This is a genomic window from Janthinobacterium sp. CG_23.3, assembly GCF_046115965.1.
Classification (GTDB): domain Bacteria; phylum Pseudomonadota; class Gammaproteobacteria; order Burkholderiales; family Burkholderiaceae_D; genus Janthinobacterium.
Map to the genome: position 1 here is coordinate 1 of NZ_JBJXIB010000062.1, position 12,181 is coordinate 12,181.

A 12,181-nucleotide genomic window follows, 5' to 3' on the forward strand; every position below is an offset into this window, starting at 1 on the left:
CAGTTCCTGGCCCAGCCCGCAAGGTTTGGGGGGGGCTCACACCAAAAACGGCCGCGTCGCGGGGAAAACGGGTTCGCTGGTGGGGGTGGTGCCGCCGGCCAGGCCGGCGGCGGTACCGCTGAAGAAGTCGTCGGCGGTAACGGTGCCCATGAACGGCAGGTTCATGTGGGTGTGGGTGTCGATACCGCCCGGTAGCACGTACTGGCCGCCGGCGTCGATCACCTTGGCCGACGCCGGCGCGTCCAGGTTTTCGCCGACGGCGACGATCTTGTCGCCGTAGCACAGCACGTCGGCGCGGAAGGCGCGGTCGGCGTTGACGACGGTGCCGCCGCGGATGATCGTTGTCATTCAGTTCTCCTGTTTAAGCTCGGTTAGGGCTGGGCCGCGGCGCGCAGGGACGGCACGGTTTTGCCCTTCATCATAAGGCCATACGCCAGCGCCGAAATACCGACGCCGACAAACCAGGCGTAGGTGTACACGGTCTTGAAGGCGTCGCCGACGGCGGGGAACGATTGCGGGAACGCGGCGTTCAGGAAGCCCGGAATGTTCGGCAGCACGCCAAGCACGAAGGCCACCAGCGCCGCCATGTTCCAGCCGTTGCCGTACGAGTAGGCGCCGTCGGCGCGGTACAGCTCGGGCACGTCCAGTTCGGTCTTGCGGATGAAGTAGTAGTCGACGATGAGGATGCCGGCGATCGGCCCCAGCAGGGCCGAGTAGCCGATCAGCCAGGTGAAGATATAGCCCTGGGTCGATTCAAGTATTTTCCACGGCATCATCAGGATCGCGATCGAGGCGGTGATGTAGCCGCCGACCTTGTACGAGATCTGCTTCGGCGCCAGCGACGAGAAGTCGTAGGCCGGGCCGACCAGGTTGGCCGCCAGGTTGACGCTGACGGTGTCGACCAGCAGCACGATCAGGGCGATCAGCACGGCCGCGCCGGTCATGCGGCTGGCCAGGTCGACCGGGTCCCAGATGGCCTTGCCGTACAGGACCACGGTGGCCGAGGTGACGATCACGGCCAGCATGGCCAGCAGGCCCATCGGCACCGGCAGGCCGATGCTCTGGCCCAGGATCTGGTCGCGCTGGGTTTTGGCGAAGCGGGTGAAGTCGGGGATGTTCAGCGCCAGCGTGGCCCAGAAGCCGACCATCGCCGTCAGCGACGGCCAGAACACGGCCCAGAACTGGCCGGCTTTTTTGCCGCCCGCGACGAATTGCGAGGGCTGCTCGAACAGCGCGCCGAAGCCGCCGGCCTTGTCGTGGACCCAGGCCAGCAGCACGAAGCAGATGGCGATTTTCAGCGGCGCGGTGTAGGTTTCCAGTTTGCGGATGGCGTCCATGCCATGCAGGATGTAGTAGAACTGGATGGCCCAGAAGGCCAGGAAGCACAGCAGCTGGCTGGCGTTGATGCCCAGGCCGGCGATCTTGTCGCCGCCCAGTTCGTGCCCGAGCAGCACGCCCGCCAGCGTGTAGATCATCTGACCGCCGAACCAGGTCTGGATGCCGTACCAGCCGCAGGCGACGATGGCGCGCATCAGCGCCGGCAGGCGCGCGCCGCTGGTGCCGAAGGAGGAGCGCGCCAGCACCGCGTAGGGAATGCCGTATTTGGTGCCGGCGTGGCCGATCAGCAGCATCGGCAGCAGCACGATGGCGTTGGCCAGGAACACCGTCAGCACCGCCTGCATGCCGGACATGCCGCTGTCGATCAGGCTGGCCGAGAGCGTGTAGGCGGGTATGCACATCACCATGCCGACCCACAGGGCGGCGAAGTGGTACCAGCGCCAGGTGCGCTGCGCCGCCGTGGTCGGGGCCAGGTCCTCGTTCCACAGTTGGGGGTTGGCTGATATGTCTTTGTTCACAGGTTTTTCTCCATTTTTTATAATTCAACCAAGGGGCCGGGAGCGCTGTTGAAAGCAACGGCAAAGGGCCGGGGCCAGACCTCGGGGGGTCCGCCCGCAGTCCTCGCCTGTGGTTTTAACGGGCGCCGCGGACGATATGAGTTTATATCAAATACCGCCCTTACCGCACCTCCGCCCGAGGATTGCGCGGGTCCTGCGTCCAGTTCATATACGCCTTGCCGGTATCCTGCGGCACCATGCTGATGCAGCCCTGTACCGGGCAGGTGATTTCGCACAGGTTGCAGCCGACGCACTCCTCCTTGATGACCTCGTAGGTGCGCACGCCGGCCGCGTCGATCAGCTGGGCGATCGACTGGTGCGAGGTGTCCTCGCAGGCGACGTAGCACTTGCCGCACTTGATGCAATCGTCCTGGTTGATCCGGGCGATAACCTGGTAGTTCATGTCCAGGTATTTCCAGTCGGTGGTGTTGGCCACCGCCTTGCCGGAGAATTCGCTGATCGACCGGTAGCCCTTCTCGTCCATCCAGCGCGACAGGCCGTCCTTCATCTCCTCGACGATGCGAAAGCCGTGCAGCATGGCGGCGGTGCAAACCTGCACCGAGCCGGCGCCGAGCGCCAGGAACTCGGCCGCGTCGCGCCAGTTGCCGATGCCGCCGATGCCGGAGATCGGCAGGCCGCGCGTCTGCGGGTCGCGCGCGATCTCGGCCACCATGTTCAGCGCGATCGGCTTGACCGCCGCGCCGCAGTAGCCGCCGTGGGTGCTGGCGCCGCCGACGATGGGCCGCGCCACCATCAGGTCGAGGTCGATCGAGGTGATCGAGTTGATGGTGTTGATCAGCGAAACCGCGTCGGCGCCGCCGGCCTTGGCCGCGCGCGCCGGCATGCGCACGTCGGTGATGTTCGGCGTCAGCTTGACGATCACCGGCAGCCTCGAGTGCTTCTTGCACCAGCTGGTGACCAGCTGCACGTACTCCGGCACCTGGCCCACCGCCGCGCCCATGCCGCGCTCCGGCATGCCGTGCGGGCAGCCGAAATTGAGCTCGATGCCGTCGGCGCCGGTGGCTTCGACCAGCGGCAGGATGGCGGCCCACAGCGGCTCCTCGCAGGGCAGCATCAGCGAGACGATCATGGCGCGGTCCGGCCAATCCTTCTTGACCTGGGTGATTTCGCGCAGGTTGATGTCCAGGCTGCGGTCGGTGATCAGCTCGATGTTGTTGAAGCCGACCACCTCGCGGTTCTTGCCGTACAGCGCCGAGTAGCGCGACGACACGTTGACGGCGGCGGGGTCCTCGCCCAACGTCTTCCACACCACCCCGCCCCAACCGGCCTCGAAGGCGCGCACCACGTTGTAAGCCTTGTCGGTCGGCGGCGCGGAGGCCAGCCAAAATGGATTGGGCGACTTGATGCCGCAAAAATCGATGCTGAGATCGGCCATTATGCAGCCTCCACTGTGGATTGGATGTCGTGATGAATGGCCAGCGCGGCGAGTTTGCCGTGCTGCACCGCCTGCACCGTCAAGTCCTGCCCCGGCGCGACGCAATCGCCGCCGGCGTAGACGCCCGGAACGATGGTGCGGAACCGCGCGTCGACGGCGATTTTGTCGCCCTCGCGCGGCAGCGTCGCCGCCAGCGCGTCGCCCAGGCTGGCGCCGTCCAGGCTCTGGCCGATGGCCTTGAAGATGGCGTCGGCGGCGACTTCGAAGGTGGCGCCGGTGCCGACCAGGCGGCCGCCCTCGAGCGCGGTTTTCTCGAAGCGCATGCCGGCCACCAGCCCGGCGCTGTTGAGGATCACGTCCTGCGGTTGGGCCCAGGTCAGCAGGCGCACCTGGTTGGCCTTGGCGATGTCCTGCTCGTGCAGCGTGGCGGTCATGGCCTCGAAGCCGCGCCGGTACACCAGCGTGACCTCGGCGGCGCCCAGGCGCTTGAGCTGCACCGCCATGTCGATGGCGGTGTTGCCCGCGCCGACGACGATGGCCCGGGCCGGCAGCGGCAGCGCGGCCAGGTCGTCGCACTGGCGCAGCGCGGCAATGTAGTCGACCGCCGCCAGCAGGCCGGGGGCGTCCTCGCCGGCCAGGCCGAGGCGGCGGCTGGCGCCCAGGCCCAGGCCGAGGAAGACGGCGTCGTAGCGCGCGTGCAAATCCCTCAGCGCCAGGTTGCCGCCGAGGGTCTGGCCACAGCGGATCTCGATGCCGCCGACGCCGAGCAGGAACTCGACCTCCTTGCGCGCGAAGTCGTCGGTCAGCTTGTATTTGGCGATGCCGTATTCGTTCAGGCCGCCGGCTTTTTCGCGCGCCTCGAAGACGACCACGTCGTGGCCCAGCATCGCCAGCCGGTGCGCGCACGACAGCCCGGCCGGGCCGGCGCCGACCACCGCCACCGTCTTGCCGGTCGACGGCGCGCGGCTGAACGGATGGCCGGCGAATTGCATGTGGTCGACCGCGTAGCGTTGCAGCGCGCCGATGCGCACCGGCTGGCCCTCGGCGTCGTGGTTGCGCACGCAGGCGTCCTCGCACAGGATCTCGGTGGGGCAGACCCGCGCGCAGCTGCCGCCCAGGATATTCTGCTTCAGGATGCCGACCGCGGCGCCGTTGACGTTCTTGTCGTGGATGTTGCGGATGAAGCTGGCGACGTCGATTTCCGTCGGGCAGATGCGCGTGCAGGGCGCGTCGTAGCAGTACAGGCAACGCGCGCTTTCGATGGCCGCCTGGCGCGCGGTCAGCGCCGGCGCCAGGTCGGTGAAATGCCGCTGCAGCGCGCCGTTCGACTCCAGCGGGCGCGGCAGGTATTTGAGAGATTCGATCATCATTTCGATTCCTGCGTAGTGTTGGGCGGGACTTCTATGGCTGAATTCGAACTGCACTTGCATCGCGTCGCCCGACAGGGTCGGCGGCGGCGCTTGTCGGGTTACGCCGCGCTAACCCGACCTACGGTGAGCGCCCACGGACAGGCGTATTTCGTAGGTCCGCCGCGGCACGTCCAATTACTTCATCTGTGGGAAAGCAAATTCCACACCAGCGCTGGCGGTGTTCGGCCAGCGCTGCATCACGGCCTTGTGGCGCGTGTAGAAACGCACGCCTTCCGGGCCGTAGGCGTGGTGGTCGCCGAACATGCTGCGCTTCCAGCCGCCGAAGCTGTTGAAGGCCATCGGCACCGGCAGCGGCACGTTGACGCCGACCATGCCGACCTGGATCTGCCGCACGAATTCGCGCGCCACGCCGCCGTCGCGGGTGTACACGGCGACGCCGTTGCCGTACTCGTTGTTGTTGATCAGCGCGACCGCGCTGGCCACGTCCGGCGAGCGCATCACGCACAGCACCGGCCCGAAAATCTCCTCCTTGTAGATCGACATTTCCGGCGTCACGTGGTCGAACAGGGTGCCGCCGACGAAGAAGCCGTTCTCGCGTCCGACCACCTTGCAGTTGCGCCCGTCCACCAGCAGGGTGGCGCCCTGCTCGACGCCCTCGCCGATCAGTTTTTCAATGCGCTGCTTGGCCGCCGACGACACCACCGGCCCCATTTCGGCGTCCGCCGCCATGCCGTCGCGTATTTTCAGTGCGGCCGTGCGCGTTGCCAGTGCGTCGATCAGCTTGTCGCCGGCGTCGCCCACCGCCACCACCACCGAGATCGCCATGCAGCGCTCGCCGGCCGAACCGTAGGCCGCGCCGATCAACGCGTCGACCGTCATGTCCATGTCGGCGTCGGGCATCACCACCATGTGGTTCTTGGCGCCGCCCAGCGCCTGCACGCGCTTGCCGCTGGCGCTGCCGCGGGCGTAGATATATTCGGCGATCGGGGTCGAGCCGACGAAGCTGATGGCCTGCACCACCGGATGGTCGAGCAGCGCGTCGACCGTCACCTTGTCGCCCTGGATGACGTTGAAGACGCCGTCCGGCAGGCCGGCCTGCTTCAACAGCTTGGCGTGCAGCAGCGAGGCCGACGGATCGCGCTCGGACGGCTTCAGGATGAAGGTGTTGCCGCAGGCGATGGCGACCGGGAACATCCACATCGGCACCATCACCGGGAAGTTGAACGGCGTGATGCCGGCCACCACGCCGAGCGCCTGGCGCATCGACCAGGCGTCGATACCGCGCGAGATCTGGTCGGTGAATTCACCCTTCAGCAATTGCGGAATGCCGACCGCGAATTCGACCATCTCGATACCGCGCGCCACTTCGCCCTGGGCGTCGGCGAAGGTCTTGCCGTGCTCGCGCGTCAGCATCGCGGCGAATTCGTCGGTGTGCTGCTGGCACAGTTGCAGGTACTTGAACAGGACGCGGGCGCGCCCCAGCGGCGGCGTGGCGGACCACGACGGGAAGGCGGCGGCGGCGGCCCGCACCGCCGCGTCCACGTCGTCCGCCGTGCCCAGCGCGACCTTGGAAACCGGCTCGCCCAGCGCCGGGTTGAAGACGTCGGCGTAGCGCCCGCTCTGGGTGTCGACGAAGGCGCCGTTGATGAAATGGGTGATGGTGTCGAGATTGCTCATGATGGTTCGCTTTAATAAAAAGAATCGGTTCAGGCCAACGCGGTGTCGGCCGGTACATATAGGTAGCCAAGGTCCCTGGCCACCGCTTCGTAGGTGATCTGGCCCTGGCACACGTTCAAGCCGTGCTTCAGGTGCAAATTGTCTTTCATTGCCTGGCGCCAGCCCTTGTCGGCCAGCGCCACGGCGTGGGCTATGGTGGCGTTGTTGAGCGCGAAGGTCGAGGTGCGGGCGACCGCGCCCGGCATGTTGGCGACGCAGTAGTGCACCACGTCGCCGACCATGTAGGTCGGGTTGGCGTGGGTGGTGGCGCGCGAGGTTTCGAAGCAGCCGCCCTGGTCGATGGCGACGTCGACCACCACCGCGCCCGGCTTCATGCGCGCTATCATGGCGGCGCTGACCAGCTTCGGCGCGGCCGCGCCGGGCACCAGCACGCCGCCGATGACGAGGTCGGCGTCGAGCACCGCCTCCTCGATCGATTGCGCGTTCGAATATTGGGTGACGATGCGGTTGCCGAACACCAGGTCGAGCTGGCGCAGACGGTCGACATTCTTGTCGAGCACCGTGACGCGCGCGCCGATGCCGACCGCCATCTGCAGCGCGTTGGTGCCGACCACGCCGCCGCCGAGGATGGCGATGTGGCCCGGCGCCACGCCCGGCACGCCGCCCAGCAGCAGGCCCATGCCGCCCTTGGATTTCTCCAGGTGCGCGGCGCCGGCCTGGATCGCCATGCGGCCGGCCACCTCGCTCATCGGCGCCAGCAGCGGCAGGCCGCCGCCGTGGCCGGTAATGGTTTCGTAGGCGATGCAGATGGCGCCGGATTGCACCAGCGCGGCGGTTTGTTCCGGGTCGGGGGCCAGGTGCAGGTAGGTGTAGAGGATCTGGCCAGGGCGCAGCAGCGCGCATTCCTGCGGCTGCGGCTCCTTGACCTTGACGATCATCTCGGCGCGGGCAAAAATCTCCCCGGCCGATTCAACCGTCACGGCGCCGGCCGCCTCGTACATCGCGTCGGTCAGACCGATGGCGAGCCCGGCGTTCTTCTGCACGAGCACCGTGTGCCCGCGCAGAACCAACTCGCGTACGCTGGCCGGGGTAAGGCCGACGCGCGATTCCTGGTTTTTAATCTCTCTTGGGACGCCTACTAGCATGCTGGTCTCCTGTTTTATAGGTATGTTTGCACCGCTAACCGCAGATATGGGGGGGGCAGACCCCGAGGGTCTGGCCCCGCTTTGACGCGCCTCGGGTTTAGTCGAGGTTCTTCAGCACTTTGGCGAGCTTGCCGAACAGCTCGTCAATGTGTTTTTTCTCCAGCACCAGCGGCGGCGACAGGGCGATGATGTCGCCGGTGGTGCGAATCAGCACGCCGTCGGCGAACGCCTGTTTGAAGGCGCTGAACGCGCGCGCGCCCGGCTTGCCGGCGATCGGCGCCAGCTCGATCCCGGCGATCAGCCCGATGGTGCGGATGTCGATCACATGCGGCAGCCCCTTGAGCGAATGCACCGCGTCTTCCCAGTAGGCTTGCACGCCCTGGGCGTGTTCCAATATCTTCTGCTCCTCGAACACTTCCAGCGTCGCCAGCGAGGCGGCGCAGGCCAGCGGATGGCCCGAGTAGGTGTAGCCGTGGAACAGTTCGATGCCGGCCGGGCCGTCCATGAAGGCGTCGTGGATGTGCTGTTTGGTGAACACGGCGCCCATCGGCACGACGCCGTTGGTCAAGCCCTTGGCGGTGGTCATCATGTCCGGTTCGACGTCGAAGTAGTCGGCCGCGAACGGCGTCGTCATGCGTCCGAAGCCGGTGATGACCTCGTCGAAGATCAGCAGGATGCCGTGCTTGGTGCACAGCTCGCGCAGGCGTTTCAGGTAGCCCTTCGGCGGTATCAGCACGCCGGTCGAGCCGGCCACCGGCTCGACGATCACGGCGGCGATGGTGGAGGCGTCGTGCAGCGTGACGATGCGTTCCAGTTCGTCGGCCAGGTGGCTGCCGTATTCCGGCTCGCCGCGGGTGAAGGCGTTCTTTTCCAGGTTGTGCGTGTGCGGCAGGTGGTCGACGCCGGGCAGCAGCGGACCGAAGGTTTTGCGGTTGCCGGCGATGCCGCCGACCGAAATGCCGCCGAAGCCGACGCCGTGGTAGCCGCGCTCGCGGCCGATCAGGCGGGTGCGCCCGGCTTCGCCGCGGGCCTTGTGGTAGGCCAGCGCCATCTTCAGCGCGGTGTCGACGGCCTCGGAACCGGAGTTGGTGTAGAACACGTGGCCGAAGCGGTGGCCGGTGTAGTCCATTAGTTTTTCGGCCAGGTCGAAGGCGGCCGGGTGGCCCATCTGGAAGGTCGGCGCGAAGTCGAGCTGGCCGACCATTTCGCGCACGGCGCTGACGATTTTCGGCTGGGCGTGGCCGCACGGCACGCACCACAGGCCGGCGGTGCCGTCCAGGATGCTGTTGCCGTCGACGTCCTTGTAGTACATGCCCTCGGCCGACACCAGCAGGCGCGGGTTGGCTTTGAAATCGCGGTTGTTGGTAAATGGCATCCAAAACGACGACATCGATTCTGGTCTGGATTCGTTCATGCAAATCTCCTTTGAATTTCGGTTTCGACGGGAGCCAGCGCTGGTTTCAGCATCGCTCCATCGGGAAGTTTTTACAAGCGTAAAATAATTTACCAGTTGGCAAAATGATGGTGCAATAATAGACAGGCAGCCAACTATGGCACAGATACACAAATATCAAAACCATCCAACCGTACAGGCGACAATACCAATACAGTTCTGTCCGGTGCTTCACAAGGGGACAATGGATGAATGAGATTAGCACCGCCGCCGAGCTGGCGGATTGCGCCAAATCGGGCTGGCCCACGCTGGCCATCGAGCGCAGCAAGAAGGGCGGCCTGGTCGAGCAGATCGTCGCCGCCATCAGCCTGATGGTGGGCCAGCGCGAACTGCGCGTCGGCACCAAGATGCCGTCGGTGCGCCAGTTCGCCAAGTGTAATGGCGTCTCCACCTTCACGGTGGTCGAGGCCTACGACCGGCTCGTCACGCTCGGCCTGCTGTCGTCGCGGCGCGGCTCCGGCTACTTCGTCGCGCGCAACGAGACGGCGGCCTCGGCGCAAGTGGCGATCCACGCCAGCCCGACCGCCATCGACGCCCTCACGCCCGACCTGTACTCGGGCGTGTCGGACGCGCTGCCGGTCGGCGCCGGCTGGCTGCCGCCGGAGATGTACGGCGAGGACACCATCCTCGACGCGGTGCGCCAGGCCATGCGCATTCCCGCCAACCGCCTGCGCGGCTACGGCCACCCGCTCGGCTTCCCGTCGCTGCGCCAGCACCTGGCGGCGACGCTGTCGGAGGAGCTGTACGCGGTCGAGCCGGACCAGATCGTGCTGACCCACGGCGCCACCCACGCCTTCGACCTGATCCTGCGCACGCTGACCAGGCCGGGCGACACCGTCTTCGTCGAAGACCCCGGCTACAGCAACCTGCTGTCCCTGATCCGCCACCACGGCTGCGTCCCGGTCGGCATTCCGCGCAGCGACGCCGGCCTCGACTTCGAGGCGCTGGCGCGCCAGGCCGCGGCCACGCAACCGAAACTGATGTTCGTCAACACGGTGCTGCAAAACCCGCTCGGCGCCTCGCTCAGCCACGCCCAGGCGCACCGCCTGCTGGGACTGGCCGAGCAGTTCGACTTCTGGCTGGTCGAGGACGACATCTACCGCGAACTGACGCCGCGCGGCGAAGCCTCGCTGGCGGCGATGGACGGCCTGCGCCGCGTGATCCGCGTCGGCAGCTACTCGAAGACGCTGTCGCCGGCGCTGCGGGTCGGCTCGATCTCGGCGTCCAACTCGCTGCTGCCGGAACTGGTGCGGGTGAAGATGCTGGCCGGCCTGACCACCTCCGAAATCAACGAGCGCGCGGTCTACCACGCGGTGTCGTCGCGGGCCTACCGGCGCATGATCGAGCGCCTGACGACCCAGCTCGACGGCTGCCGCGAGCGCAGCATCGACTGCCTGGCGCAGGCCGGCATGGCGCCGGTGGCGCGCCCGCGCGGCGGCATGTTCGTCAGCGCCGGCTGGGACCGCGCGCCGACGCCGGACTGGAACGGCAAGGTCATCGCCGACCTGGCGCTGAAGTCCGGCATCCTGCTGTCGCCCAACGAATTTTTCATGCTGCGCCAGCCCGACACGGTCTGGTTCCGCTTCAACGTCGCCTACTCGGACACGCCGCCGCTGCTGAAGTTCCTGCAGTCGGTCCGCCCCCGGTAAGCGCCCACGATGACAGTCACGGTGAAAGTTCCGCCATGCCGCCAGCAAAACCACTGAACGCCGCGCCGGTCCCGGGCAAGCGGCGCGTGCAGAACCGCGACAAGCTCGAAGCCGACGTCGTCGCCCGGGCCGTGCGCGCGTTCGCCGAATGCGGCTACGAGGGCACCTCGATCGCCGCCATCGCCGACAGCGCCGGGCTGTCGAAGCAAAACCTGATGTACTACTTTCCCACCAAGCAGGCGCTGTACCAGCGCGTGCTCGACGACGTGCTCGACGAATGGCTGGAGCGCATGGAAAGCCTGGCCGACGACCACCAGGACCCGCACGACATGCTGCGCGCCTACATCCAGGCCAAGCTGCGCTTCTCGCGCGAGCAGCCGTGGGCCTCGCGGGTGTACGCGATGGAGGTCATCAGCGGCGCCCAGTTGTACGGGGCGCAAATCCGCGAGCGCGTGGTGCCGCTGCTGCGCAAGGACATCGCCGTGTTCGAGAAATGGATCGCGGCCGGGTTAATCGCGCCGGTCAACGCCACCCATCTGCTGTTCGCTATCTGGGCGATGACGCAGTCCTACGCCGACTTCTCGGCGCAGATGGCGCTGGTGCTGGACCGCGCGCAGCTGACCGGCGCCGACTTCGACGCCGGCGAAAAGCTGATCACGCAGATGGTGCTGGCGGCGGTGCGCCTGGAACCCGGCACTGCGCCGCTTAGTTAAGCTTGCGTAGCTCGGATGCGGGGGCCGCCGCGGCGAACGCGTCATCCGACGCCGAGCCGCCGCCGGCGCCAGTCGGGTTACGCCGTTCCGGCTCACCCGACCGCCGAAAATGCTTCACTTGTCGGTATCCCCCCTGTGCCAACAAACAGTTGGCGCCGCGACGCTCTAGCATGCATAATTACCAATACGACAGCGCATCCTTAGAATCGGACTTCCCATGGCCTTCCACGTGTGGCTGACCTTCGCCGCCACCTACTTCCTGCTCACCATCACGCCGGGGCCGAACGTCGTGCTGGTCATCCGCAACAGCCTGAAATTCGGCTCCGCCTCGGCCCTGCTGACCATCCTCGGCAACCTGACGGCGCAACTCATCGTCGTCATGCTGGTGGCCGGCGGCGTCGGCGCGACCATCGCCGCGCTGCCCGAGTTTTTCCTGGTGATGAAGGTGCTGGGCGCGGCCTACCTGATCTTGCTGGGCATCGGCCAGATCCGCACCGCGCGCCAGCCCGGCTCCCCAACCGGCGACGAGGCGCCGGGCGCGCCGATGTCGAAGTCGGGCGTGTTCCGCTCCGCCTTCCTGGTCTCGATCAGCAACCCGAAGACCTTGATCTTCCTGTCCGCCTTCATGCCGCAATTTATCGACCAGAGCCGCGCGCTGGGCTGGCAGTTCGCCGTCATGTACCTGACCATCGCCGCCAGCGTCGGCAGCGTCCATATCTTCTATTCGTTTTCGGTGAACCGGCTCAAGCACAAGGTCAAGAACAGCCGTTTCATCAAATCGGTCAAATTCCTGGGCGGCTCGTTGTTTGTGCTGCTGGGGTTAAAACTGCTGACCAGCCAACGCACTTGAGGACGCCGGCTGAAGGCGCTGCCGTAGACGCCA

The 12,181-nt window shown here is 66.5% G+C and carries 9 protein-coding genes and 1 pseudogene; 3 read left to right on the forward strand and 7 right to left on the reverse strand.

Annotated features, from left to right (window positions below; all coding sequences use genetic code 11):
* Positions 1 to 39: 39 nt before the first annotated feature.
* The 7 genes and pseudogenes from ACFDR9_RS15450 to ACFDR9_RS15480 all read right to left on the reverse strand — a co-directional run.
* Positions 40 to 348, reverse strand: a pseudogene (locus ACFDR9_RS15450) (dihydropyrimidinase); the annotation flags it as partial.
* Positions 349 to 371: 23 nt separating this feature from the next.
* On the reverse strand, positions 372 to 1,856 hold the full coding sequence (locus tag ACFDR9_RS15455; protein ID WP_409031562.1) for an NCS1 family nucleobase:cation symporter-1: 1,485 nt from the start codon (positions 1,854 to 1,856) through the stop codon (positions 372 to 374).
* Between the two features lie 160 nt (positions 1,857 to 2,016).
* Positions 2,017 to 3,291: an NAD-dependent dihydropyrimidine dehydrogenase subunit PreA gene (gene preA, locus ACFDR9_RS15460; RefSeq protein ID WP_017878536.1), complete on the reverse strand. Its 1,275-nt coding sequence runs from the start codon at positions 3,289 to 3,291 to the stop codon at positions 2,017 to 2,019.
* Entirely contained in the window at positions 3,291 to 4,661 is a 1,371-nt protein-coding gene (locus ACFDR9_RS15465) for an NAD(P)-dependent oxidoreductase (protein ID WP_409031563.1), read from the reverse strand. The genes preA and ACFDR9_RS15465 overlap by 1 nt, the downstream gene beginning before the upstream one ends.
* Positions 4,662 to 4,835: 174 nt before the next feature.
* On the reverse strand, positions 4,836 to 6,338 hold the full coding sequence (locus ACFDR9_RS15470) for a CoA-acylating methylmalonate-semialdehyde dehydrogenase (protein WP_409031564.1): 1,503 nt from the start codon (positions 6,336 to 6,338) through the stop codon (positions 4,836 to 4,838).
* Between the two features lie 29 nt (positions 6,339 to 6,367).
* A complete protein-coding gene (gene ald, locus ACFDR9_RS15475; RefSeq protein ID WP_409031565.1) occupies positions 6,368 to 7,483 on the reverse strand; it encodes an alanine dehydrogenase in 1,116 nt (371 codons plus the stop codon).
* Positions 7,484 to 7,580: 97 nt separating this feature from the next.
* On the reverse strand, positions 7,581 to 8,897 hold the full coding sequence (locus tag ACFDR9_RS15480) for an aspartate aminotransferase family protein (RefSeq protein ID WP_409031566.1): 1,317 nt from the start codon (positions 8,895 to 8,897) through the stop codon (positions 7,581 to 7,583).
* 227 nt (positions 8,898 to 9,124) lie between these two features.
* On the opposite strand from ACFDR9_RS15480, the gene ACFDR9_RS15485 reads away from it, so the two are divergent.
* From ACFDR9_RS15485 to ACFDR9_RS15495, 3 genes are all read left to right on the forward strand, one after another.
* Positions 9,125 to 10,585, forward strand: a complete 1,461-nt coding sequence (locus ACFDR9_RS15485; protein WP_017878531.1) for a PLP-dependent aminotransferase family protein — start codon at positions 9,125 to 9,127, stop codon at positions 10,583 to 10,585.
* Between the two features lie 35 nt (positions 10,586 to 10,620).
* Complete coding sequence (locus tag ACFDR9_RS15490; RefSeq protein WP_017878530.1) at positions 10,621 to 11,298, forward strand: TetR/AcrR family transcriptional regulator; 678 nt, start codon at positions 10,621 to 10,623, stop codon at positions 11,296 to 11,298.
* A 217-nt stretch (positions 11,299 to 11,515) separates the two neighbouring features.
* Complete coding sequence (locus tag ACFDR9_RS15495; protein ID WP_017878529.1) at positions 11,516 to 12,148, forward strand: LysE family translocator; 633 nt, start codon at positions 11,516 to 11,518, stop codon at positions 12,146 to 12,148.
* Positions 12,149 to 12,181: the final 33 nt, after the last annotated feature.